The following is a 23,018-nucleotide window of genomic DNA, read 5'->3' as shown; positions in this document are numbered from 1 at the left end:
TTGACAAGGTATTTGGTGCTCCATAGTATGGTATACCATAAGACAAGCAGGAAGACGGCGCAATTTTCTCAGCGTCGCCCGACAGAGGTTTCCATGCAGCCGGCCATTCGCAAGATCGTCACCTATACCGAGAACACGCTGATCGAAGGCGGCAAGGCAGCCCCCAGGCCGCTGCGCTTGATCGGTGTCGCTGCCGTGTTGACGAACCCTTGGGCGGGTCGAGGTTTCACCGAAGATCTCTCGCCCGAGATCCGCGCCTATGCGCCGGTGCTCGGGGAAACCCTAACCCGCGAGATCATCGCCGTAGCCGGTTCTGGCGAGGCGATCGAAGGCTACGGCAAGGCCGCCATCTGCGGCACGTCGGGCGAAGTCGAGCACGCCTCGGCGCTGATCCACACGCTGCATTTCGGCAATCATTATCGCYGCGCCGTCGGCGCCAAGACCTATCTAGCCTTCACCAATCTGCGCGGCGGGCCGAACACGCCGATCATGATCCCGCTGATGGACAAGAACGACGAGGGCCGGCGCTCGCACTATCTGACGGTGCATTTCCAGATCGGCGATGCGCCCGCGCCGGACGAGCTGGTCGTGGCGCTTGGCGCTTCGATCGGCGGCCGCCCGCATCATCGCATCGGCGACCGCTACCAGGACCTCAAGGAGCTCGGGGACCTGCATGGCTGACTCCGCGGCACTTGAATGGACCCAGGCCGCCGCGCCCGACGGCACCAGCTTCATCCGCGCCGGATCGGGCGCGCCGGTGCTTTTCATTCACGGCGTCGGCATGAACGCGGCGATCTGGCAGCCGCAGATCGAGCGCATGGCGGACCGCTGGGACGTCATCGCCATCGATATGCTTGGCCACGGCCGCTCGCCGCTGCCGCCACAGGCACCGGAGCTGGCCGACTATGCCAGGCAGGCGATCCGGCTGCTCGACCATCTCGGCCTCGACCGCGTATCGGTCGTAGGCCACTCGATGGGCGCGCTCGTCGCGCAGGAACTCGCCCTTCTGGCGCCGGAGCGCGTTGACCGCATCGTTTCGCTCAACGCTGTCTTCCGTCGGCCGCCCGAACTCGCCGAAGCTGTCCGCAAGCGCGCGGCTGCCCTCGCCGGCCGCGGCGACGCCGCGGGTGCCGCCCAGACCATTGCGCGCTGGTTCGGCGATCCGGTTCCGCCCGGGCTCAAGGCGGCTGCCGAGAAGACAGCGACGGCATTGAATGAGGTCGATCCCGAAGGCTATGCCCGCACCTACCGCCTGTTCGCGCGCRCCGACAGCGACCACGCCGATCGCTTGCGGGCGCTCGCGGTGCCCGCCCTGTTCATGACCGGCTCGGAGGACAAGAACTCCTCGCCGGCAATGTCGGCCGCCATGGCAAGGCTCGCACCGCACGGCCGCTGTGTCGTGCTTGCCGGCCAAAGGCACATGATGGCGGTGGCGGATCCAGAGTTCACCACCCGACACATCGCCGGCTTCCTCAGCGAGGATGCAAGCGTGGACGATGCAACGCAGGCCGGCTTGGACAGCGGCGAGTTCCGCCGCGCCCTTGGCTCCTTCCTGACCGGGGTCACCATCGTCACCACCATCGGGCCGGAAGGCGAACCGCGCGGCTTCACCGCCAACTCCTTCACCTCCGTATCGCTCGACCCGCCGCTGGTGCTTGTCTGCATCGCCCACAAGGCGCTCGGCCATCCGGTGTTCGCGACATCGAAAAGCTTCGCCATCAACGTGCTCAGCGAAAACCAGAAGGCAGCCTCCGGCGTCTTCGCCTCGAAGGCAGCCGACAAATTCGCTTCCGTCGCCTGGCGGCCGGGGCAGACCGGCAGCCCGGTCATCGACGGCGCGGTCGCCTCCTTCGACTGCGATCTGGAGCGGCTCGTCGATGCGGGCGACCATTCGATCCTCATCGGCCGCGTTCGCGATTTCCAGCACAATTCTGCGCAGCCGCTCGGCTATTGCCGCGGCGCCTACATCACGCCCGGCCTCAGCCAGGAGGCGCTCGCCGCCGCCCAGCCCGGCACCGATGTCGGCGCCATCCTCGAAAACGCCGGCAGGATCCTGTTCCTCGAAACGCCGGACGGTTCGTTCGAACTGCCGAGAGGACGAGGATTGGGTTCGGCTGGCGACGGCAAAAGTCTCAAGGGGCTTCTTGCCGCAAAGGCCATCGAAGCGCAGCTCGGCTTCCTTTTCGCCGTGTGGGACGACGCCGGAGATGTTTCACGCACACATGTCTATTATCGCGGCACCTTCGATGTGCCGGCGTCGAGCGATCGCGGCATCCGGCTCGTCGACATCGACGCCATCAGCAGCTTGAAGATTACTGACCCGGCAATCCGCTCCATGCTTTCCCGCTATGTGCGCGAATGCACCGAGGATGCTTTCGGGGTCTATGTCGGCAACGAGGTCGAAGGCGAGGTGCGGCCGCTCGCCAGGAGCGCCGTCGTTCCCCTCAACACAGGYGACCAGGGATGAAATTCTCGCTTTTCGTGCATATGGAACGCTCGGATCTCGGCAAGCCGCATTCGGAGCTTCTGGGCGAGTTGGGGGAGCTGGTGCTGCTGGCGGAAGAGGCAGGCTTCGAGACGGCCTGGATCGGCGAGCATCACGGGATGGAGTTCACCATCTCGCCCAATCCGTTCATCAACATCGCCTATCTGGCGGGCAAGACCAGCCGCATCCGTCTCGGTACCGGAACCATCATCGCGCCCTTCTGGCACCCGATCAAACTAGCCGGCGAGGCGGCGATGGCCGACATCATCACCGGCGGCAGGCTGGATGTCGGCATCGCCCGCGGCGCCTACAGCTACGAATATCAGCGCCTCTTCCCCGGGCTCGATGCCTGGGCCGCCGGCCAGCGCATGCGCGAGATGATCCCGGCGATCCGCGGCCTCTGGGACGGTGACTACGCGCATTCCGGCGAGTTCTGGCAATTCCCGCCGACCACCTCTTCACCCAAGCCCTTGCAGCAACCTTACCCGCCGATCTGGGTGGCCGCGCGCGATCCGAACTCGCACGACTTCGCCGTTGCCAACAAGTGCAAGGTGCAGGTAACGCCGCTGGCTTCCGGCGACGATGAGGTCGCGAGCCTGATGCAGCGCTTCGAGGCCGCATGCGCCGCGCATCCGGAGATCGAACGACCGGAGATCATGCTCCTGATGCATACATTCGTTGCCGAGGATGCAGCCGAGACCGATCGGCTCAGCAAGGATCTGTCGACATTCTATTGCCAGTTCGGCGCCTGGTTCCAGAACAAGAAGCCGGTGCACCAAGGCATATTGGAGCCGCTCACGGCCGACGAGACTGCCGCCATGCCGCAATATGCGCCAGACAAGATCCGCAAGAACCTGGTGATCGGCGAAGCGGGCGAGGTCATCGCCCGGCTGAAGGCCTACGAAGCGCTCGGCTACGACCAGTATTCGATCTGGATCGACAGCGGCCTTCCGCACGAGCGCAAGAAGAAATCGCTGCAACTGTTCATCGACCGGGTGATGCCGGCCTTCATCTGACCGCGAACGGACAAGGCCATGACCGACGCCGCATTCAGGAACTTCATCGACGGCCGCTTCGACGAGCCGTCCGCGACCTTCGACAGCATCGATCCGTCGACCGGCGTGCCATGGGCGAAGATGCCGGCGGCAACCGAAGCCGATGTCGATCGCGCCGTCGAGGCCGCGCACCGCGCGCTGCGCTCGGGGCCTTGGGCGTCGATGACGGCGACCGCGCGCGGCAAGCTCCTCGTGAGGCTCGGCGACCTCGTCGCCGCCAATGCCGCACGGCTGGCCGAGTTGGAGACGCGCGACACCGGCAAGATCATCCGCGAGACCCGTGCCCAGATCGCCTATGTCGGCGACTACTACCGCTACTATGGCGGGCTTGCCGACAAGCACGAAGGCGCGCATGTGCCGATCGACAAGGCGGACCTCGACGTCACCATCCGCCGCGAGCCGATCGGCGTTGTTGCGGCGGTGGTGCCGTGGAACTCGCAGCTCTTCCTCTCGGCGGTCAAGCTCGGCCCGGCGCTGGCGGCCGGCTGCACGGTAGTGCTCAAGGCCTCCGAGGACGGCCCGGCGCCGCTGCTCGCCCTCGCCGAGCTGGTTAGCGAAGCCGGCTTTCCAGCCGGCGTTGTCAACATCCTCACCGGCTTCGGGCAGGATTGCGGACGGCGCCTGACCAGCCATCCGCTGGTCGCGCGCGTCGCCTTCACCGGCGGGCCGTCAACGGCGCGCGCCATCGTCAGGAACACGGCGGAGAACCTCGCCTACACGACCCTCGAGCTCGGTGGCAAAAGCCCGGTCGTCGTCTTCGCCGACGCCGATCTCGACAGCGCCGCCAATGCGGTCGTCGCCGGCATCTTTGCCGCATCCGGTCAAAGCTGCGTCGCCGGATCGCGGTTGCTGATCGAACGCTCCGTGAAGGACGAATTCCTCGGCCGGCTGAAGCGCAAGGCCGAAGCGATCCGCATCGGCGACCCGCAGGATCCGGCGACCGAAATGGGGCCGCTCGCAACGCTGCGCCAGCGCGATCGGATCGAGAATATCGTAGCCGAAAGCCTCGCCGCCGGCGGCACGCTGGTCACTGGCGGGGCTAGGCCAGAAATCGGCGCCGGCTTCTATTACGCGCCGACCATCATTGAGGCCGGCAACATCAATCTGCCCTGCGTACGCGAGGAGCTGTTCGGCCCGGTGCTCAGCGTGCTTGCCTTCGATACAGAGGCCGAAGCGCTGGCGCTCGCCAACGACACCCCCTTCGGCCTCGCCTCCGGCGTCTTCACCTCAAATCTCGGCAAGGCGCACCGCATGGCGCGCGACATCTATGCCGGCGTGGTCTGGGTCAACACCTACCGCGCCGTCTCGCCGCTCGTCCCCTTCGGCGGCTACGGCCTGTCGGGGCTCGGCCGCGAAGGCGGGCTGGACGCCATCCGCGATTACACGCGCTCGAAATCCGTCTKGATCAAGACCTCGGACGAGCCGATCCCCGATCCCTTCGTCATGCGCTGAGAACGGCATGGCGTGGATGCACAGAAAAAAAACAAGAAACGGAACAGAGAAATCAGAGGAGAATGAGATGAAACTGATCTTAGCCGGCATTCTCGCCGGACTGCTGTCTGCAACCGCCGCCAAGGCCGATGAAATGGTGTTCACCAGCTGGGGCGGCACCACGCAGGAGGCGCAGACCAAATCCTGGGCCGAGCCGTTCACCGCCAGCTCCGGCATCAAGGTGTTGCAGGACGGCCCGACCGACTACGGCAAGCTGAAGGCCATGGTCGACGCGAAGAACGTCACTTGGGACGTCGTCGACGTCGAGATGGACTTCGCCATCAAGGCGGCGAAAGACGGGCTGCTCGAACCGATCGACTTCGCCGCCGTGCCGAAGGCCGACCTCGATCCGCGCTTCAGCAATGAATACGCCGTCGGCAGCTTCTACTATTCCTTCGTGCTCGCCTGGAACAAGGGCGCCGTTTCCGGCGAACCGACAAGCTGGGCCGACATGTTCGACACCAAGAAGTTTCCCGGCAAACGAACCTTCTACAAATGGTCTGCGCCGGGCGTGATCGAGATCGCGCTTTTGGCTGACGGCGTGCCGGCGGACAAGCTCTATCCGCTCGACCTTGATCGTGCCTTCAAGAAGCTCGACACGATCAAGTCGGACATCGTCTGGTGGGGCGGCGGCGCCGAATCGCAGCAGCTCATCGCTTCGGGCGAAGCTGCATTCGGCCAGCTCTGGAACGGCCGCGTCTTCGCGCTGGAGAAGGACGGCGCCGATGTCGGCGTCTCCTGGAATCAGAACCTCACCGCCGCCGACGTTCTCGTCGTCCCGAAGGGCGCCAAGAACAAGGACAGCGCCATGAAGTTCCTCGCCGCCGCCACCAGCCCGACCGGCCAGGCGAAGTTCGCCGAGGCGAGCGGCTATGCGCCGATCAACACCAAGGCCAAGGCCGAGATGCCCGCCGACGTGGTTAAGGGTCTGCCTGATGCGCATGTCGACGGCCAGATCAACCTCGACATGAACTACTGGGCCGAGCATCGCGACGAGATCGCCACGCGCTGGTACGCCTGGCAGACCAAGTAGCCGCCAAGACAAGAGCGGGGCGTGGCAATCGCGCCCCGCTCGAAGGACGGAACGTTCCATGACGGGAAGCGCTTTCAGACGCCAATCTTTTGCCGGCCTGCCGGCCGGCAGCGGCGGGGCCTTGCCGGCCCTCGCGCTGGTCGGCCTGTTCTTCATCGTGCCGGTGGTCGCGCTACTGCTGCGCAGCGTCACCGATCCGGAGCCCGGCCTGCAGAACTACGCAGCCCTTTTCGGCAGCGGCACTTATGTGCGGGTGTTCCTCAACACCTTCCTGGTCGCCGCCGTCGTCACCGCAGTCACCATCGTTGTGGCGTTTCCGATCGCCTGGATGCTGGCGATCATGCCGCCGGCGCTCGGCTCGATCGTCTTCGGCATCATCATCCTGTCGATGTGGACCAACCTCCTCACCCGCACCTATGCGTGGATGGTGCTTCTGCAGCGCACCGGCGTGATCAACCGGGCGCTGATGGGCCTTGGCATCACGCATGAGCCGCTGCCGCTCATCAACAATCTCACCGGCGTCACCATCGGCATGGTCTACATCATGCTGCCCTTCATGATCCTGCCGCTGGTCGGCACGCTGCGCGCGATCGACCCGATGACGCTGCGCGCCGCCGCCCTTTGCGGCGCAGGCCCGCTCCAGGCGTTCCGCCGCATCCTCCTGCCGCTGTCGCTTCCCGGGATCGCCGCGGGCGGGTTGATGGTCTTCGTCATGTCGCTCGGCTACTTCGTGACGCCTGCGCTGCTCGGCGGCACGTCGAACATGATGCTCGCCGAGATGATCGCCCAGACGGTGCAGTCGCTGCTCAACTGGGGGCTRGGAAGTGCTGCCGCCCTCGTGCTGCTCGTCGTCACCATGGCGCTCTATGCGATCCAGCTTCGCCTGGTGGGCGCGAGGCGCCTCGGCGGAGGGCTCTGAGATGCTGCTCGACTACGACCGGCTCGGATGGCTGCGCGCGGCACTTGCCGGCTTCACTGCGCTTGTCGCCGCCTTCCTCCTGCTGCCGGTGGTCTTCATCGTCCTTTTGTCGTTCGGCTCGTCGCGCTGGCTGGCCTTCCCGCCGCCTGGCTGGACGCTGAAATGGTATCAAGAGCTGCTGGCCGATCCGGCCTGGATTGATGCAGCGCTCACCAGCGCGAAGATTGCCGCGATGGCCGCCATCCTCTCGGTACTGATCGGCCTCTTTGCTTCCTTCAGCCTGGTCCGGGGCGAGTTTCGCGGGCGGCAGTTCCTGCGTGGCTTGCTGTTGACGCCGATGGTGCTGCCGGTCGTGGTTTTCGCCATCGCCATCTACGCCTTCTTCCTTCGCATTGGGCTGGCCGGCACCACGACGGGCTTCGTCATCGCCCACACCATTCTGGCGCTGCCCTTCGCCATCATTCCGATCGCCACCGCGCTCGAAGGCTTCGACAAATCCATCGAGGACGCGGCGATCGTCTGCGGCGCCAGCCCGCTGCAGGCGAGGCTCAGAATTACGCTGCCCTCGATCCGAATCGGCATCTTCTCGGCCGCCATCTTTTCCTTCCTCGCCTCGTGGGACGAAGTGGTGGTGGCGATCTTCATGGCGAGCCCGACCCTGCAGACCTTGCCGGTCAAGATCTGGGGCAGCCTGCGCGCCGACCTCAGCCCGGTCGTCGCCGCCGCCTCCAGCCTGCTCGTCGGCCTGACCCTATGCCTGATGATCGTGACCRCACTCCTTCGCAGAAAACTGTCCAGATGACCCGGCCATTCCTTTCCATTCGCGCGGTGAGGAAGGCGTTCGGCGCCTTCGTGGCCGTCCACGACGTCACCATCGATGTGCCCAAGGGCGAATTCCTGACTTTCCTCGGGCCGTCCGGATCGGGCAAGTCGACGACGCTCTATGCGATCGCCGGTTTCCAGGACCCGACCTCGGGCGACGTACTGCTCGAAGACAAGTCGCTACTTGCCGTGCCGTCGCACAAGCGCAACATCGRCATGGTCTTCCAGCGCTACACGCTGTTTCCGCATCTGAGCGTCGCCGAGAATGTGGCGTTTCCGCTGCGCGTGCGCCGCAAGCCGGACAGCGAGGTGAAGCGCAAGGTCGCCGACATGCTGGCGCTGGTGCGCCTCGAGAGTTTCGCCGACCGCTATCCGGGCGCGCTGTCGGGCGGCCAGCAGCAGCGCGTGGCGCTTGCCCGCGCGCTCGCCTACGATCCGCCGATCCTTCTGATGGACGAGCCGCTGTCGGCGCTCGACAAGAAATTGCGCCAGGAAATCCAGGCCGAGATCCGCCGCATCCACCGCGAGACCGGGGTGACCATCCTCTACGTCACGCACGACCAGGAGGAGGCTCTGCATCTTTCCGACCGGATAGCCCTGTTCAGGAGCGGACGCATCGCGCAGATCGGCACCGGCGAGGACCTTTATCTGAGGCCCGCGAACGAATTCGTTGCCGGCTTCATCGGCAATTCCAATTTCTTGGCCGTCGAGCATCTCGAAACCGAGAACGGCACAGCCGTGGTGCGATTGGCTGACGGCTCGATCGTCAAGGGCGTAAAGGCGATAGACAAGCTCGACCGCGGCCAGAAGGCCAGCCTGATGGTACGGCCGGAGGCATTCCGCCTGGCGCCCGTGCCGGGAAATGCGTCGCTCGCCGTCCAGATCGTCGATGCCGCCTTCTTCGGCGACCGCCGGCGCGTCGTGGYGCGCACCGCGTCGGGCGACGAGATCGACGTCAGGCCGACCTCAGACGCGGCCGAACCGGACCACGCCGTCGGCGGTTCGAGCCGGCAGATCTTTTTCGATCCCGCTTCGGCATTCCTGTTTCCAGCCTGAAGACTTCCAACCGGCAGGCCGGCATGGGGCCGAGCTCGGCATTACATCTCGCAGGCCTTCAGGCGGCCATTTCCACCGGCAGGCCGGCGGCTTTCCATTCGGGCATGCCGTCCTCTAACCGGCGCGCGGAATGGCCGAGCGAGCGCAGCGCGGCCACCGCCTCGAAGGACATCACACACCAGGGACCGCGGCAGTAAGCCACGACTTCCCTGCCGGCATCGGCATTTTGGGACCAGGCCTCGATCTCGCCGAGCGGGACATTGATCGCGCCCGGCACATGACCGAGCGCGAACTCGTCCGGCGGGCGGACGTCGATCACCGTCACCAGCCCGTCGCGCATCAGCACCTGGAGTTCGTCGCGGCTGACGGGGCGCATCTGGTCGCGCGCTTCGAAATAGCCGCGCACGATGCGGTCGACCTCCGCGAGCCGACGCTCGGCGACCGCGCGCACCGAGGCGAAGGCGGAAAGCACACTCTCATCGGCAAGCGAATAGCGCACGAACTTGCCGTCGCGTTCGGCCGCAACGATGCCGGCGCGGCGCAGCGCCTGCAGGTGCTGGGAGATGTTGGCAATCGGCTGGCCGAGCTTGGCGGCAAGCGCCTCGACGCTGCGCGCGCCTTGCGCCAGTTGCTCGATCATCTCCAGGCGCAACGGATGGCCGAGCGCCTTGGCGACGATCGCGAACTGTTCGTAGAGCGCCTGCTTCGGATTGCGGATTGACATCGTCCTTTCAACGACGCATCGTCATTCAACAGAATAATTGAATGACGATTTCGACCTGCTGTCAAGCGGCGCGGCGCGCCCGGCGCGGCCACCCGTGCGGAGGAAAAGCGATGATTCTCAGGCAGTTCCTGCATACCGATCCGGTTGCCGCCTCCTATCTGTTCGGCTGCGGCGGCAAGGCTTCCGCCGCCGTCGTCGATCCGGTCGGCGACATAGCGCCCTATATCGAAGCTGCGCGCGCGACGGGCATGCGCATCCTCTACGTCGTCGACACGCATATCCATGCCGACCACATCTCAGCCGGGCGGGCGCTCGCCGAGGCGACAGGCGCCGAATACGTGCTCTTCGAGGGCGTGGAGGCCGGCTTCCCGTTCCGGCGCGTGAAGGATGGCGAGGTGCTGGAGCTCGGCAATGTGACGGCGACCGTGATGYACACGCCGGGCCACACGCCGGAACATCTGAGCCTGCTTGTCACYGACCGGACGCGATCGAGCGAACCCTGGTTCGTGCTGACCGGCCATACGCTGATGGTCGGCGATCTCGGCCGCACCGAGCTTGCTTCCAGCGCCGAGGACGGCGCCCGCGCGCTCTACGCCAGCGTCCGGCGGCTGAAGGAATTGCCCGATCACATCGAGGTGCTGCCCGGCGCCTATTCAGGTTCGGTCTGCGGCCGTTCGCTGAGCGGCAAGCCGACATCGACGATCGGCTTCGAGCGGCGTTTTAACAAGGCGTTCCGCATCGAGGACGAGAACCAGTTCGTCGCCGCCATGACCGCCGACATCCCTCCCCCGCCGCCGGACGCCGCGCGCAACCGGGCTGCGAATGCCGGAGCGAAATCTTGAGCGCAGCCGCGCCCGGCGTAGCGCTCGGCCTCAAGGCCAACTGGAAACAGTTCGCGCTGCTGGTGCTGATCAACGCTTTCGTCGGCGGCATGGTGGGCATCGAGCGGACCGTCGTGCCGCTGATCGGCGCGGAAGAATTCGGCATCGCCTCGACCACGCTGGTCACGTCCTTCATCGTCAGCTTCGGCGTGGTCAAGGCCTGCGCCAATCTCGTCTCCGGACAGCTTGCCGACAAATGGGGCCGCAAGCGCGTGCTGATCCTCGGCTGGCTGTTCGGCCTGCCGGTGCCCTTCATCATCATTTGGGCGCCGAGCTTTGGCTGGATCGTCGCCGCCAATGCGCTGCTCGGCATCAACCAAGGGTTTGCCTGGTCGATGACAGTGATCATGAAGGTCGATCTGGTCGGGCCGAAATCGCGCGGGCTGGCCGTCGGCCTCAACGAGTTTGCCGGCTATCTCGCCGTCGGCGTCACAGCGTTCCTCACCGGCTATCTGGCCAGCCGCTACGGGCTGCGTCCGGCGCCGATCTATCTCGGCGTCTGCTATGCGATCCTGGGTACTGCGCTGTCGATCCTCCTGGTACGCGACACACGCGAACATGTGCGGCTGGAGCTTTCGAACCACGCCAAACAGGATTCGCCGCTCGGCTTCCGCGAGATCTTCATGCTGACTTCCTTCCGCGACCGCAACCTCTTCGCGGCCTCGCAGGCGGGCCTAGTCAACAATCTGAACGACGGCATGAGCTGGGGGCTGTTTCCGCTCTTCTTCGTCGCCAACGGGCTCGGCGTCGAACGGATCGGCATCCTCAAGGCGGTCTATCCCGCGGTCTGGGGCGTGCTGCAGGTCGCGACCGGACCATTGAGCGATCGGTGGGGCCGCAAGGGCCTCATCGTCGCCGGCATGTGGGTGCAGGGGGCGGGGCTTCTCACCACCGCCGTGACCCGCGATTTCGGCTGGTGGCTGCTGGCGAGCGTGCTGCTCGGCCTCGGCACGGCGATGGTCTATCCGAGCCTGATCGCAGCGGTGTCTGACGCGTCGCATCCTTCCTGGCGGGCGCGCTCGCTCAGCGTCTACCGCTTCTGGCGCGATCTTGGCTATGCGGTTGGCGCGCTGTCGGCGGGGCTGATCGCCGACTTCTTCGGCTTCGTTGCGGCAATCGCGGCGATCGCTGCACTGACCTTTCTCTCGGGCGCGATCGTGGCAGTGGCGATGCGGGATACGGGGCATTAACCCCATCCCAAGGGAAACGCATAACACCATCGGGCAAGAGTTCGGCGTTTACGATATCCGAAGCTTCATGCTGCTAGAGATGAGCCTGTCCGGTAGTATAGCGCAGGTTCTCCTCGAGATTTGCTTATGAACAGCTCGACGCGCATGCCGTGGGTGGACACGGCAAAAGGTCTTTCGATCATCCTGGTGGTGATGATGTATTCTGCCTACAACACCGGTGAATATACCGGCGGCGTCGGCTTCCTCCATTATGTCATCGGCTTTGCGACGCCTTTCCGCATGCCGGAATTCTTCCTGATTTCCGGCCTGTTCCTGTCGCAGGTGATCGACCGGCCATGGCGGCGCTATATCGACCGGCGCGTCGTGCATTATCTCTATTTCTACGTGCTGTGGGCGATCATCTCGATCGGGCTGAAGATCGGCATCTACAGCCGCGACCTCGACGGCATGCTGCACGACCTGGCAATGGCCGTCGTCCAGCCTTATGGCGTGCTGTGGTTCATCTACATGCTGGCGGTCTTCGGCCTCGTCGCGCGCATTTTGCGGGAACTTCGCGTGCCGCACTGGGCCGTCATCCCGGTCGCGAGCGGACTGCAGATGTGGGCGCCGCATCCCGACAGTTATGCGCTTGAACAGTTCGCGGCTTATTTCGTGTTCTTCTATCTCGGCTTCGTCATTGCGCCACTGGTGTTCCGGCTGGTCGCCTGGATGCAGGAGCGTCCGGCTCTGGCGGTCGCGGGCCTCGTCGCCTGGGCGATCGTCAACGGCCTGCTCGTCTATTCGCCCGGCTATTCCGTTCAGCCGGTCGGCACGCAGATGGGCCTTGCGGCGTGGCCGCCGCTGCATCTCGTGCTCGCCGTTGCCGGGGCGCTGGCGCTTTGCGTCGCCGGCGGCTTCCTGTCGAAATTCGCCGCCATGGAATGGCTGCGCTGGCTCGGCGAGCACTCGCTGGTCGTCTATGTCGCCTTCACCATCCCGATGTCGCTGTTCCGGGGTGCCGCGCTGGCAAGCGGGCTTCTGACGGATACCGGCATGCTCAGCCTGGCGGTGCTCATCGTCTCGGTCGTCAGCCCGGTAGCACTCTATTTCATGGTGAAGTTGACGGGTTTCGGCAATTTCCTGTTCGAGCGGCCGGCCTGGGCGCATATCGACAGGACGAATGCCGGACAGGTCTCCAAGGGTGTTGCGCAGCCAGCGCGCGAGGCGGCCTGATCGAGGCCGCCCTTTCTGTTGTGTAGGTTCGACCAGCCCGCTATTTGCCGGCGGCGGAAACCTTGTTCGGGGTGTATCCGGGACGGCGCACTGCCCTGACCTTGCCGCTGCCTCCGCCGCCGCAGAAGAAGCAGCCCTTGCCGTCGGACTCCAGACCTGACACGCCGGTTCCTGCCGGCATGTCCAGCGTCTGCAGCACCTCGCCCGAGCGCGGATCGACGCGGCGCAGATCGCTTTCATCTCCTTCCCAGGTGCCGTGCCAGAGTTCGCCGTCTACCCAGGTGACGCCGGTGACGACGCGCTTGGATTCGATGGTGCGGATCACCTTGCCGGTTTCGGGATCGACCTGATGGATCTTGCGGGCGCGATGTTGCCCGACCCAGAGCGAGCCCTCGGCCCAGGCAAGACCGGAGTCGCCGCCATTGCCGGGGGCCGGAATGCTGGCCAGCACCTTGCCCGTCGCCGGATCGATCTTCTGGATGCGGTCTTCGGCGATCTGGTAGAGATGCTTGCCGTCGAAGGCGGTTCCGGCATGCGCGGCGACATCGATCGAGCGCGTCGTGGCGCCGGTCACGGGATCGAGCGCGTTAAGCTTGTCACCGGAAGCGAACCAGACTTTCTCGCCGTCGAAGGTCACGCCGGCAACAGTCTTGACGCCCGGAAAAGGTCCGTATTCTCGCAGGATTTCGGCAGTCGCTCGTTTCATCTTGATCTCCATCAATCGGAACAATCTTGCCTCGACCCTAATCGCTCGGCAGCGGACCCGGGAGTAACAAGACAGTCGGGAATCCGGTCATCGGCGGCGTCATCCAGCGGCGCGCCCGGCCACGTCCGACCGCCTGCACCTTGTTCTCAGCCGACAGTTCCTCCAGCGCCCGCTGCACGGTGCGCGCGCTGGCGCCAAGCGCGATCGCCAAAGCCGAGCTCGACCATGACTCGCCATCGGCGAGAAAGGCGAGCACCGCGCCGTGCTCCTCCTCGACGGGCGGCGCCAGAACGACCACCGCGCCGGCATGGCGTGGCACAAGCGCGAAGCCTTGAGCGGTGGCGTTGATCTCGGCGAGCCCGCTCAACTCGGCGCGCAGTCGTCCCATCTCGACCCTCAAGCGCGCACGATGCGACTCGTCGGCATGCCTTGCGCGGAAGGCGCGCCTGAGCAGTGTCTCGCGCGACGCATCCGCCGGCCAGGCCTCGGCAAGCGTGCGGGCCAGCGAAAACAGCACCGGCCGCGTCGCCAGAGAAACCACCGTTCCGTCCCGGCGCACGACATTGCGGCAGGCATCGACGACGAGCGCGCCGGACGCCAGCAGCGCCTCGACCTCCTCGAGCAGAAGCGGCTTCTCCCCGCCCTCCGCGACAAGCCGCGCCACGGGCTCGTTCAGCACAAGCGAGGCATTTTCGACCTCGGTCCTCAGCGCCGGAATGTTGGCCTCGTAAGCGGCAAGCGATGCCCGGCCGAGCGCTGCGCGCGCGGCCTTCGTCCTCAGGCGCCGGACCGCGATGCCGGCAGCGGCGAGCTCATGGGCAACACGAGCGACAGGCGGCAGCGGCGCCGGATCGAAGCCGGCCAGCAGACGCTCGGCCTCGTCGAGGCGGCCGATCAGGATAAGGCGGCGCGCTTCGAGGCTGCCGGCATAGGCGGCATTCACGCGGTCGCCATGCGATGCAAGCGTCGATCTCGCGGCCCGCAGCGCCTTCTCCGGCCAGCCGAGGTCGCGCGAGACCAGCGCGATCTCGGCTTCGGCAACGACGCAGCGGGCGCGCGCCACCGCCTCCCTTGGGCTGAAGGCGCGGGCGGCACTTTTGAGCAGCGCCTTGGCCCGCTCGAGGTCGCCGAGCTGCGCCATCGCGATGCCGCGCAGCGCCAGCGCCGGCGCGTCGTCGCGCAGCGCGACACGTTTCAGCGCGCCGAGCGGATCACCCGCGGCGAGCGCGCGGCCGGCGGCGGTGATCAGCGAGTCCATTCAGTGCCCGCCGCAGCACCCGGATCGAATCGCGTCACACTTGTAACTCTCACCATCGCGCCGTCCGGTCCTATGTCTGTGCTTGTCACCCTCAACCAAACCGAAAGAATGGGACAAGAGCAATGACCCAGCACATGAAGACACCGCCGGTCGTTTCGCAAGAAGCGTGGGAAGGCGCCCACTCGGAGATGCTCGTCAAGGAGAAGGCCCTGACCCGCGCCCGCGATGYGCTGGCCGCCGAACGCCGCCGGATGCCGTGGATGCTTGTCGAGAAGGATTATGTCTTCGAAGGCCCCAACGGCAAGGCAAGCCTGCTCGACCTCTTCGAAGGCCGCCGCCAGCTTATCATCTACCGCGCCTTCTTCGAGCCGGGCGTCTATGGCTGGCCCGAGCACGCCTGCCGCGGCTGCTCGCTCGGCGCCGACCAGGTCGGCAACCTCGCCCATCTCAATGCCCGCGACACCACGCTTGCCTATGCCTCGCGCGCGCCGCAGGCCGACATTCAGCGGCTGAAGCAGCGCATGGACTGGAAGATGCCCTGGTACACCATCACCGACAGCTGGGATAAGGATTTCGGCGTCGACGAATGGCACGGCCACAACGTCTTCATCCATGACGGCAACCGCATCTTCCGCACCTACTTCGTCAACAACCGCGGCGACGAGGCGTTTGGCACCGTCTGGAGCTATCTCGACGTCACGCCGCTCGGCCGCCAGGAGGTGTGGGAGGATTCGCCCGAAGGCTATCCCCAGACGCCGACCTACAAATGGTGGAACTGGCACGACAATTACGAGGAAGGCGCCGCTCCCGACCAGAGATGGGTCGAGGTGTCGGATGCCGGCGAGGCGGCGTTCCGCAACAAGAACGCCTGAGCGCGAAGCGACTCTGGCGGCGTCGCCCGCGCCGCCAGGGCCGATTTCCCCAATTTCYCCTCCGCGTCTTGAAAGCCATTTGGAAGGTGAATGCGATGAGCGCCGAAAACCCGGATCTTCCCGTCGAAGCGGCGAACGCCCCTTGCCCGTCCGGGTCGGGCGGCTTCCGCCTCGCCGATCGGCTCGGTCTCGCCGCGGCGCCGACCTTCGCGCTCATGGCGCTGCTTACGGCCGCCTATGGCGCCCAGGACATGATGTGCATGTCCGGTCCCGGCGCCTCGACGCTCAGCGGCATGGTGCCGATGTATCTTCTGATGGCGGCGTTCCATCTCGCGCCGTGGCTAAGGATGGCGGCGAGGCGGGCGTGAGGTGCGTCCCGGTCAGAGCGCGAGCGGTGCAGGCTGCGACAGCTTCATCGCTCGCTCATAGCTGCGCGGCGCGAGGCGGAGCGTCAGCACCATGACGACGGCGATGCACGCGAGATGCAGCAGCCATCCAGGCGTGAAGCTGCCGGTCATGTCGTGAAGCACGGCCACGATCCATGGCGGGATCGCCGCGATCAGGAAACCGCCGCCCTGCATCAGGGCCGAGAGCGCGCCTGCCGCCGCCGGCTCCGGAAGATGCTCGAGCGCCACGATCATGGTGAGCGAGAAGCAACCGCCCAGCCCCGCTCCCAGCAAAACCACCCAGACGAACGGCGCGGCTTCGGGCCGCAGCACGAGCCCGGCAAAGCCGGCTGCCTGCATTGCCAGCGTCAGCCAGAGCCATGGCCGGCGATCCTCGCTTCTGCCGGCAAGCGCGGGGAGCAGCAGGGCCGACAGCGCCTGGCCAACCGCCATGATCGCCAGCAATGCGCCGCTCGCCGCACTCGCCCAGCCGTGCTCCTGATAGCAAGGTGCCAGCCAGGCCACCGAGGTCGAGTAGCCGCCATTGACGAGGCCGAAGCATGCCATCAGCAACCATGTGCGCGGCCGCCTGAGGAGGGCCGCCGCCGCATTCCCGCCCAACCGTCGGGCACCGTGGCGCGGCAGGCAGAACATGGCGAGGGCAGCGGCAATCAAGGCGGGAAACGCCATCCAGGCAAGCCCGACATGCCAGTTTCCAGAAGCCGCGGCGATCAACGGCGCGAGTTGCGCGCCAAGCGCGCCGCCGGCCATCAGCGTCGCCGAATAGAGTCCCATGACGAGGCCGACATGGTCGGGAAACTGCCGCTTGACGATGCCGGGAAACAGGGCCTGCACGACCGCCGCGCCTAGTCCGAGCAGGGCCGCCGTAGCCTCCATCTCGACGCCGGTCGAGACGAAGAGGCGCAGAAACGATGCGAGGGCGAGGATGACAAGCGCCGCAATCAGCGCCCGGCTTGCCCCAATGCGAGCCTCAAGGGACGGGCCGGCAAAGGCGAACAGTCCCATCACCAGCATCGGCACCAGGGTGAGGAGGGCGATGCCCTGCATGTCGAGACCAGTCCCAGCCCGCACCTTTGCCGCCAGCGGACCAATGCCGGTAATGAAAGGCCTGAGGTTGAGGCCGACCAGAGCGACGACCGCTAGCATCAGTATACGGCCGGAGGCGGTCTCGACCCGCAAATGCTTCTGCATCGAAGCCGCCGCTCAGCTTGCGCCGGCGGCCACGAGCAGCTTTTCGATCTCCTTGAAGCCGCGGCTGCGCGCATGCCGCAACGGCGTGACGCCGTCGCTGTCGGCGAGGTTGACATTGGCTCCCGCCTTGACCAGCAGTCCGACGATCTGCCGGTGGCGCTCGCCGCCGTCGCCAAGGATGATCGCCTCAAGCAGCGCGGTCCAACCGAGCTTGTTGACATGATCGACATCGACGCCTGCCTCGATCAGCGTGCGTACGGTCTCGACATGGCCGCGCTCGCAAGCCGGGATGAGCGCGGTGCCGCCATAGCGGTTGATGCTTCTCAGATCGGCGCCGTGGGATAGCGCCGTCTTCAGGATCTCGATATGTCCGCGCGCGCCGGCATAGAGGTAGGGGCTGTCTTCGATATTGTCCTTGGCGTTAACGTCCGCCCCGGCCTCGATCAGCGCCCTGGCCGCGTCGATCTTGTTGCCATGGGTCGCGACAAGCAGCGGCGTGGCACCGGTGCCGTCGCGCGCGTCGATCTCCGCACCTTCGGACAGAAGCTTCTCGATGGTCCGCACGTCATCGCCAGCCGCGGCCGCATGCAATGGGGATTGGCTCATGGTTTCTCCTGATGCGATCGACAACATGGACGCGAGGACCGGCAGCGCGGAAGCAAAAACAGTTGCGAGACGAAGCATTTTTGCACTCCTGACGGCACCGGCCGATGCACGACCGTTTCCGATCATCAGATAAGGGCTGCTGGCTCCATCCAAAAATTAAATGTATGCATCAACGTCATCATGATTTTGAATGGATCGGACCACCGAAGCTCCGCATCGACATGAGGTGACAAAGATGCTCGATCCTCGCCTCCTGCGCGCCTTCATCGCGATTGCCGACGCGGGCAGCTTCACCCAGGCCGCCGAGCGCCTGAACATGACGCAGTCGACCATCAGCCAGCAGCTTGCCCGACTCGAAGATGCCCTCGGCTACAGCCTGATCGACCGCGTCACGCGGCCGATCAGGCCGACCGCTGCGGGCGAGCGGCTGCTCGGCTACGCACGCCGCATCCTGGCCCTGCAGCAGGAGGCGCAAACGGCGCTTGGCGATCCGGCCGGCACAACACCCGTCCGGATCGGCGTGCCGGAGGATATCGTCAACACGGCGATGGCCGAGGTGTTCGGCGGTTTCGCCAAACGCCATCGCGAGATCCGGCTGGATGTCACCGCCGGATTGAGCCGCGATCTGACCCGACGCTATCGCGGCGGAGAGTTCGATATCGTCATCGTCAAGGAAGCGAAGGCCGAGCCCGACTGCCGCGCCAGCTTTCCCGAGGCGCTGGCATGGTTCGAGAGCGCCGACAGCAAGTCCGACTGGCCCGATCCGGTTCCGCTGGTCRCCTTCCCTCCCGGAGGACTTTATCGCGAAGCCATGTTCGAGCGGATCGAACGCGAGCAGCGCCGCTGGTACATCGCCTTCTCCGGCAGCAGCCTCCGCAATGTGCTGGTCGGCGTGGAAGCCGGACTTGGCCTGTCGCTGCTGCCCAGGAGCGCCATAGCCGGACATCGCGTCCGGCCCTACGCGCCGTTCGGCGCGGAGCCCCCGATGGTGGTCTCGATCTATGCCTGGGAGAAGACGCGGCCGATCTCGGAATTGGTCGAGCAGATGGCCGCCGTCCTTGCCGCCAGGCTGCAGGCGGCCGAACGATCGTGACGCTTTCAGCCCCTTGCGCGGTTGGCGCATCCCGGCGTCCGGGCGTGGATCGCCTTGACCATCCGCATTGCCTTCCGCGCCGGCTCGCACAATAGTCGGGCCGATGCTGCAGGCGATCGCGAGTCACTGGTCTACGCTTATCCTTCTCCTGTCGTTGGCGATGGCGGCCGTCGGTATCGTCCACGCCATCATGACGAAGGAAGACGTGCGCGCCGCCACAGGCTGGGTAGGCGTGATGCTCTTGTCGCCCTTCCTCGGCGCGATCATCTACGCCATCGCCGGCATCAACCGCATCCGCCGCGCGACGATCAGCGCCCTGCGGCCCGTCACCGGCGAGACCGCGGAGGCGAGGCACGACCGCGACATCGCGATGGAAGCCTTGATCAACGCGCAATACGGTCAGCGCTTCATCGGGCTGAAGACGCTGGGCGACAGGGTGGCGCGGCGCCCGCTGACGTCGGGCAACACGATCGCCGTGCTCGAGACCGGCGACGAGGCCTATACCGCGATGTGCAGGGCGATCGACGATGCCAAGCGCAGCGTCYTTCTCGAAACCTACATCTTCGACAATGACGCGGTCGGGCAGATGTTCGTGCAGTCGCTCTCCGGCGCGRTCAAACGCGGCGTGGCCGTGCGGGTGCTGATCGATGCCGTCGGCGTGCGCTATTCGGTGCCCAGCATCCTGAAGCAACTCCGGGAGGCCGGCGTCGCCGTCGACCTCTTCAATGGCGCCATCGTCATGGGGTTGAGACTTCCCTATGCCAATCTAAGAACCCACAGGAAGATCCTGGTTGTCGACGGCACGGTGGCGTTCACGGGAGGCATGAACATCCGCAAGGGATTTTCCGCCGAATTCGCCGGCTCCGACAGTTCCCGGGACACGCATTTCGAGGTCACCGGGCCGGTCGTGGCCGACCTGTTCTCGGTGGCARCCGAGGACTGGCGCTTCGCCGGCAACGAGGCATTGAAGGGCGATGTCTGGCAGCTCGATCGGCTCCAGCCGCCGCCCGGTCAGCCGATGCTGGTCAGAGCCGTGGCGACGGGACCGGATGCCGCGAACGAAACCAACCACAAGCTGCTGATGGGAGCATTTTCGGTCGCCCGCAAATCGATCCGCATCATGTCGCCCTACTTCCTGCCGGACCGCGAGCTGATCAGCGCGCTGACCACGGCCGGCCGGCGCGGCGTCGAGATCGACATCGTCGTGCCGGAGGTGAACAACCTATTCCTCGTCGACCATGCTATGACGGCGCAGTTCGACCAGGTGCTGAAACACTATTGCCGGGTCTGGCGCCACGAAGGTTCGTTCGACCATTCGAAACTGATGGCGATCGACGGCGTATGGGCCTATGTCGGCTCTTCCAACCTCGATGYCCGGTCGCTGAGGCTGAATTTCGAGATCGACATGGAGATCCTGGACGCCAGCTTTGCCGCCGCGATCGCGGCCCGCATCGACGCCGCAATCGCTTCCGCGCGGCCGGTGACGCTGCAGACGCTGAAGGCCCGGCCCTTCGTCGTTCGAGTCTTCGATCGATTGCTGTGGCTGGGATCGCCCTATCTATAAACAAGGAGGACGAGCATCAGACCAATGGAGAGAAACGGACGCAGCCTTCCGCACACCGTGCTCTTGTCAATTCGCGGCAGAAACGCACGCAAGGCCCTGTCGACGCCGCGCAAGCGGATCAACGGCGCCGAAATAGTGGTCGCCTCCTACAATGTCCACAAATGCATTGGCACCGACCGGAGGTTCGACCCGGAGCGGACCGCTCGCGTCATCCGCGAAATCAGCCCGGACGTCATTGCGCTGCAGGAGGCTGACAACCGCTTCGGCGACCGCGCCGGCCTGCTCGATCTTGCACGCCTCGAATTGGAAACGGGCCTTGTGCCGGTGCCGGTTCTGGGAAACGGCAAGGCGCATGGCTGGCGCGGCAACGTGCTTCTGATCAAGCGCGGCACGGTGCGCGACGTCCACCAGATCAAGCTGCCGGGGCTGGAGCCGCGCGGGGCGCTGGTCGCCGAGATCGATCTCGACGAGCAGCGGACGCTGCGCGTGATCGCCGCCCATCTCGGCCTCTTGCGCCGCTGGCGCTCCGAACAGGCCCGCGTCGTGCACGACATCATGAGCAGCGCCGACGAAAGGCCGACGCTTTTGCTCGGCGACCTCAACGAATGGCGGCTCGGCACCCGTTCGGCGCTCAACACGCTGCACACCACCTTCGGGCCCTCTCCGCCGGCGGTGCCCACCTTTCCGTCGGGCCTGCCGGTGCTGGCGCTCGACCGGATTATGGGCAACCGGCACGGCATGGTCTCGGCGGTGGAAGCGCATGACACGCCGCTGTCGCGGGTCGCCTCCGATCACCTGCCGCTGACGGCTTACGTGCACCTCTAGCGACGTCAGCCCCTGGCCGCTGCTGAGCTGCCCGTCGGCGCCATCGGCGGCCCGATGATTTCGGCCTCATAGCGGGCGCTCACGCGCTTCAGCGCCTCGATGTCGGGCGGCGTTGCCGGCGGCAATCCTTCTGCCTCCGCCGGCCTTCCGCCGTCGATGAAAACCCCTTCGCCGCCGCCCGGCGTCAGCAGCGTCAACATCCGCGCCGGCTTGTCTCCCTCGACCACGAAAGTGTGCGGAACATTTCTCGGCAGGAAGACGAATGAGCCCGCGCTCGCCCGGAAGGTGCGATCGCCGCATTTCATCGTCAGTTCGCCTTCCAGCACATAGAAGGACTCGTCCTCGCGGCGATGGACGTGCAGCGGCGGCGAGAAACCCGGCGCGATGAGCGATTCCAACAGGCCAAAGCCGCCGCCAGTGCTGGCCGCGGTGGCCTTCACCGTCATGCGGTTTCTCAGGAACCAGATCGCCTCCCCCTCACCCGGCCCCAGGAAACGAGCGTCATCGGCGGTATGGCTGGAAATTGTCATGAAAGCCCCCTTTGAAAGAGTTTGATACCTATATTGCACTCTTGTGCAATTAATGCACTCCGGTATACTCCGCCTGCATGAATGTCAATCCGCACCCCCGTACCGCGCAGAAGCGTCGCACCCGCAAGGCGATCGTCGATGCCGCGATCGCGCTGCTCGCCCGCGGCGAGACGCCGACCGTCAACGACGTAGCCGCCGCGGCCGAGGTCTCGCGACGAACGGTCTATCTCTACTTCCCGAGCTTCGATCAGCTGCTGCTCGACGCGACGATCGGCGCGCTCAGCCAAGCGTCGGTCGATCGCGCCATCGAGCAGGCGAGCGATAACGGCGAGGCCCGCGTCGAGCATCTGGTGCGCGCGCTGCACCATGTCAGTCCCGAGGTCGAAAAGCTCGGCCGCTCGTTGATCAAGCTCACGGTCGATGGAGAGCCACCGGCGGAGGGCGCGCCGCGCCGCGGCTATCGCCGGATCGAGTGGATCGAGCAGGCTTTGTCGCCGTTGCGGGCCAGGCTGGACCCGAAGCGCTGGAACCAGCTCGTGCGCGCCCTTGCCATGGTGATCGGCTGGGAGGCGCTGATCGTCCAGCGCGACGTCTGYGGCCTCAGCGCGGCGGAGGGCGAGGATTTGTCGGTGTGGGCGGCCAATGCGCTGGTGAAGGCGGCGCTTGCGGAGGAGCAGCGCTTCGKGAGCGCCGAAGAAGAAGAATAACCTGGCGAAGTTGCGTTCCTTCGCGCCCCCCTCTGTCCTGCCGGACATCTCCCCCTAGTGGGCAGGGGAATCGCATATGGCTTTTTGGGACTTGAAGTTGGCCTGAGAAAGGATTCTTTGGGCAGGCAGTCGAGCGAGGGAGAGACTGCCATTTCCAGCCTTGAGAGCTATTTCGGCGCGGTGCCTGATCCGCGTGCTGGCAACGCCACGCATCGGCTTGGCGACCTGATCGTGATGATGATCGCGGCGAGCTTATGCGGCGCCAGCAATGCGACGGAGTTCTCCCTGTTCGCAAAGGAGCGCAAACAGGCGCTGTCGCGGTTGATCGAATATGAGGCGGCGCCCAGCCACGACACCTTCTCGCGGCTGTTGCGGCTGCTTGACCCGGAGG

At 65.6% G+C, this 23,018-nt stretch carries 24 protein-coding genes; 18 read left to right on the top strand and 6 right to left on the bottom strand.

Annotated features, from left to right (window positions below):
• The first annotated feature begins 93 nt into the window (after window positions 1-93).
• The 8 genes from ORS3428_RS13180 (at window position 94) to ORS3428_RS13145 (ending at window position 8,861) form a co-directional block, all read left to right on the top strand.
• The gene (locus ORS3428_RS13180) at window positions 94-681 is read left to right on the top strand and encodes an amino acid synthesis family protein (RefSeq protein WP_071098333.1); all 588 of its coding nucleotides are present in this window, start codon (window positions 94-96) and stop codon (window positions 679-681) included.
• Window positions 674-2,467 (top strand): alpha/beta fold hydrolase, encoded by a 1,794-nt coding sequence (locus ORS3428_RS13175; protein WP_071098332.1) that lies wholly within the window; start codon window positions 674-676, stop codon window positions 2,465-2,467. The genes ORS3428_RS13180 and ORS3428_RS13175 overlap by 8 nt, the downstream gene beginning before the upstream one ends.
• Complete coding sequence (locus ORS3428_RS13170) at window positions 2,464-3,501, top strand: LLM class flavin-dependent oxidoreductase (protein ID WP_071098331.1); 1,038 nt, start codon at window positions 2,464-2,466, stop codon at window positions 3,499-3,501. Before ORS3428_RS13175 ends, ORS3428_RS13170 begins: the two co-directional genes overlap by 4 nt.
• Before the next feature lie 18 nt (window positions 3,502-3,519).
• Window positions 3,520-4,992 (top strand): aldehyde dehydrogenase, encoded by a 1,473-nt coding sequence (locus ORS3428_RS13165; RefSeq protein WP_071098330.1) that lies wholly within the window; start codon window positions 3,520-3,522, stop codon window positions 4,990-4,992.
• Between the two features lie 67 nt (window positions 4,993-5,059).
• Window positions 5,060-6,064, top strand: coding sequence for an ABC transporter substrate-binding protein (locus ORS3428_RS13160; protein ID WP_071098329.1), 1,005 nt, complete (start codon window positions 5,060-5,062; stop codon window positions 6,062-6,064).
• 58 nt (window positions 6,065-6,122) lie between these two features.
• Window positions 6,123-6,983, top strand: coding sequence for an ABC transporter permease (locus ORS3428_RS13155; RefSeq protein WP_071098328.1), 861 nt, complete (start codon window positions 6,123-6,125; stop codon window positions 6,981-6,983).
• Between the two features lies 1 nt (window position 6,984).
• On the top strand, window positions 6,985-7,785 hold the full coding sequence (locus ORS3428_RS13150; RefSeq protein ID WP_071098326.1) for an ABC transporter permease: 801 nt from the start codon (window positions 6,985-6,987) through the stop codon (window positions 7,783-7,785).
• Window positions 7,782-8,861 carry an ABC transporter ATP-binding protein gene (locus ORS3428_RS13145; protein WP_071098324.1) on the top strand — a complete coding sequence of 360 codons (1,080 nt, stop codon included), beginning with the start codon at window positions 7,782-7,784 and terminating at the stop codon, window positions 8,859-8,861. The genes ORS3428_RS13150 and ORS3428_RS13145 overlap by 4 nt, the downstream gene beginning before the upstream one ends.
• Window positions 8,862-8,919: 58 nt before the next feature.
• Here the strand turns inward: ORS3428_RS13145 and ORS3428_RS13140 are convergent, their stop codons facing one another.
• Window positions 8,920-9,585 (bottom strand): ArsR/SmtB family transcription factor, encoded by a 666-nt coding sequence (locus tag ORS3428_RS13140; protein WP_071098322.1) that lies wholly within the window; start codon window positions 9,583-9,585, stop codon window positions 8,920-8,922.
• A 110-nt stretch (window positions 9,586-9,695) separates the two neighbouring features.
• On the opposite strand from ORS3428_RS13140, the gene ORS3428_RS13135 reads away from it, so the two are divergent.
• The 3 genes from ORS3428_RS13135 (at window position 9,696) to ORS3428_RS13125 (ending at window position 12,868) form a co-directional block, all read left to right on the top strand.
• Window positions 9,696-10,427 (top strand): MBL fold metallo-hydrolase, encoded by a 732-nt coding sequence (locus ORS3428_RS13135; protein ID WP_071099240.1) that lies wholly within the window; start codon window positions 9,696-9,698, stop codon window positions 10,425-10,427.
• Window positions 10,424-11,656: an MFS transporter gene (locus tag ORS3428_RS13130; RefSeq protein WP_244507956.1), complete on the top strand. Its 1,233-nt coding sequence runs from the start codon at window positions 10,424-10,426 to the stop codon at window positions 11,654-11,656. Before ORS3428_RS13135 ends, ORS3428_RS13130 begins: the two co-directional genes overlap by 4 nt.
• A 126-nt stretch (window positions 11,657-11,782) precedes the next feature.
• Window positions 11,783-12,868 carry an acyltransferase family protein gene (locus ORS3428_RS13125; protein WP_071098317.1) on the top strand — a complete coding sequence of 362 codons (1,086 nt, stop codon included), beginning with the start codon at window positions 11,783-11,785 and terminating at the stop codon, window positions 12,866-12,868.
• A gap of 40 nt (window positions 12,869-12,908) precedes the next feature.
• Here the strand turns inward: ORS3428_RS13125 and ORS3428_RS13120 are convergent, their stop codons facing one another.
• Both ORS3428_RS13120 and ORS3428_RS13115 read right to left on the bottom strand, forming a co-directional pair.
• Entirely contained in the window at window positions 12,909-13,574 is a 666-nt protein-coding gene (locus ORS3428_RS13120) for a Vgb family protein (protein WP_071099239.1), read from the bottom strand.
• A 37-nt stretch (window positions 13,575-13,611) separates the two neighbouring features.
• On the bottom strand, window positions 13,612-14,832 hold the full coding sequence (locus ORS3428_RS13115; protein ID WP_071098315.1) for a DNA-binding protein: 1,221 nt from the start codon (window positions 14,830-14,832) through the stop codon (window positions 13,612-13,614).
• A gap of 122 nt (window positions 14,833-14,954) precedes the next feature.
• On the opposite strand from ORS3428_RS13115, the gene ORS3428_RS13110 reads away from it, so the two are divergent.
• Both ORS3428_RS13110 and ORS3428_RS13105 read left to right on the top strand, forming a co-directional pair.
• A complete protein-coding gene (locus tag ORS3428_RS13110; protein WP_071098312.1) occupies window positions 14,955-15,704 on the top strand; it encodes a DUF899 domain-containing protein in 750 nt (249 codons plus the stop codon).
• 95 nt (window positions 15,705-15,799) lie between these two features.
• On the top strand, window positions 15,800-16,072 hold the full coding sequence (locus ORS3428_RS13105) for a hypothetical protein (RefSeq protein WP_083355146.1): 273 nt from the start codon (window positions 15,800-15,802) through the stop codon (window positions 16,070-16,072).
• 12 nt (window positions 16,073-16,084) lie between these two features.
• On the opposite strand, the gene ORS3428_RS13100 is transcribed toward ORS3428_RS13105, so the two are convergent.
• Together ORS3428_RS13100 and ORS3428_RS13095 are read right to left on the bottom strand one after the other, a co-directional pair.
• Window positions 16,085-17,302 (bottom strand): cyanate transporter, encoded by a 1,218-nt coding sequence (locus tag ORS3428_RS13100; protein ID WP_071098308.1) that lies wholly within the window; start codon window positions 17,300-17,302, stop codon window positions 16,085-16,087.
• A gap of 12 nt (window positions 17,303-17,314) precedes the next feature.
• Window positions 17,315-17,908, bottom strand: a complete 594-nt coding sequence (locus ORS3428_RS13095) for an ankyrin repeat domain-containing protein (protein ID WP_244507955.1) — start codon at window positions 17,906-17,908, stop codon at window positions 17,315-17,317.
• Between the two features lie 235 nt (window positions 17,909-18,143).
• Between ORS3428_RS13095 and ORS3428_RS13090 the strand changes: the two genes are divergently transcribed.
• From ORS3428_RS13090 to ORS3428_RS13080, 3 genes are all read left to right on the top strand, one after another.
• Window positions 18,144-19,001, top strand: a complete 858-nt coding sequence (locus ORS3428_RS13090) for a LysR family transcriptional regulator (protein ID WP_071099237.1) — start codon at window positions 18,144-18,146, stop codon at window positions 18,999-19,001.
• 103 nt (window positions 19,002-19,104) lie between these two features.
• The gene (locus ORS3428_RS13085; RefSeq protein WP_071098306.1) at window positions 19,105-20,565 is read left to right on the top strand and encodes a phospholipase D-like domain-containing protein; all 1,461 of its coding nucleotides are present in this window, start codon (window positions 19,105-19,107) and stop codon (window positions 20,563-20,565) included.
• Between the two features lie 24 nt (window positions 20,566-20,589).
• Window positions 20,590-21,390 carry an endonuclease/exonuclease/phosphatase family protein gene (locus ORS3428_RS13080; RefSeq protein ID WP_071098303.1) on the top strand — a complete coding sequence of 267 codons (801 nt, stop codon included), beginning with the start codon at window positions 20,590-20,592 and terminating at the stop codon, window positions 21,388-21,390.
• A 5-nt stretch (window positions 21,391-21,395) separates the two neighbouring features.
• On the opposite strand, the gene ORS3428_RS13075 is transcribed toward ORS3428_RS13080, so the two are convergent.
• Window positions 21,396-21,920: a quercetin 2,3-dioxygenase gene (locus ORS3428_RS13075; RefSeq protein WP_071098301.1), complete on the bottom strand. Its 525-nt coding sequence runs from the start codon at window positions 21,918-21,920 to the stop codon at window positions 21,396-21,398.
• 77 nt (window positions 21,921-21,997) lie between these two features.
• Between ORS3428_RS13075 and ORS3428_RS13070 the strand changes: the two genes are divergently transcribed.
• Window positions 21,998-22,627 (top strand): TetR/AcrR family transcriptional regulator, encoded by a 630-nt coding sequence (locus ORS3428_RS13070; protein WP_071098298.1) that lies wholly within the window; start codon window positions 21,998-22,000, stop codon window positions 22,625-22,627.
• 117 nt (window positions 22,628-22,744) lie between these two features.
• On the top strand, window positions 22,745-23,018 hold a 274-nt coding region (locus ORS3428_RS13065; RefSeq protein WP_244507954.1), incomplete at its 3' end, for a transposase family protein.

This window comes from Mesorhizobium sp. ORS 3428 (assembly GCF_001854785.1).
In the GTDB taxonomy this organism is placed as follows: domain Bacteria; phylum Pseudomonadota; class Alphaproteobacteria; order Rhizobiales; family Rhizobiaceae; genus Mesorhizobium.
This window is presented reverse-complemented; position numbering and strand designations above follow the sequence as displayed.

Bases quoted from the DNA above. Each gene is read 5' to 3' on its own strand.
- ORS3428_RS13160 (WP_071098329.1), top strand. From the start codon at position 5,060: ATGAAACTGATCTTAGCCGGCATTCTCGCCGGACTGCTGTCTGCAACC.
- ORS3428_RS13140 (WP_071098322.1), bottom strand. From the start codon at position 9,585: ATGTCAATCCGCAATCCGAAGCAGGCGCTCTACGAACAGTTCGCGATC.
- ORS3428_RS13100 (WP_071098308.1), bottom strand. From the start codon at position 17,302: ATGCAGAAGCATTTGCGGGTCGAGACCGCCTCCGGCCGTATACTGATG.
- ORS3428_RS13095 (WP_244507955.1), bottom strand. From the start codon at position 17,908: ATGAGCCAATCCCCATTGCATGCGGCCGCGGCTGGCGATGACGTGCGG.
- ORS3428_RS13115 (WP_071098315.1), bottom strand. From the start codon at position 14,832: ATGGACTCGCTGATCACCGCCGCCGGCCGCGCGCTCGCCGCGGGTGAT.
- ORS3428_RS13120 (WP_071099239.1), bottom strand. From the start codon at position 13,574: ATGAAACGAGCGACTGCCGAAATCCTGCGAGAATACGGACCTTTTCCG.
- ORS3428_RS13125 (WP_071098317.1), top strand. From the start codon at position 11,783: ATGAACAGCTCGACGCGCATGCCGTGGGTGGACACGGCAAAAGGTCTT.
- ORS3428_RS13075 (WP_071098301.1), bottom strand. From the start codon at position 21,920: ATGACAATTTCCAGCCATACCGCCGATGACGCTCGTTTCCTGGGGCCG.
- ORS3428_RS13170 (WP_071098331.1), top strand. From the start codon at position 2,464: ATGAAATTCTCGCTTTTCGTGCATATGGAACGCTCGGATCTCGGCAAG.
- ORS3428_RS13105 (WP_083355146.1), top strand. From the start codon at position 15,800: ATGAGCGCCGAAAACCCGGATCTTCCCGTCGAAGCGGCGAACGCCCCT.
- ORS3428_RS13080 (WP_071098303.1), top strand. From the start codon at position 20,590: ATGGAGAGAAACGGACGCAGCCTTCCGCACACCGTGCTCTTGTCAATT.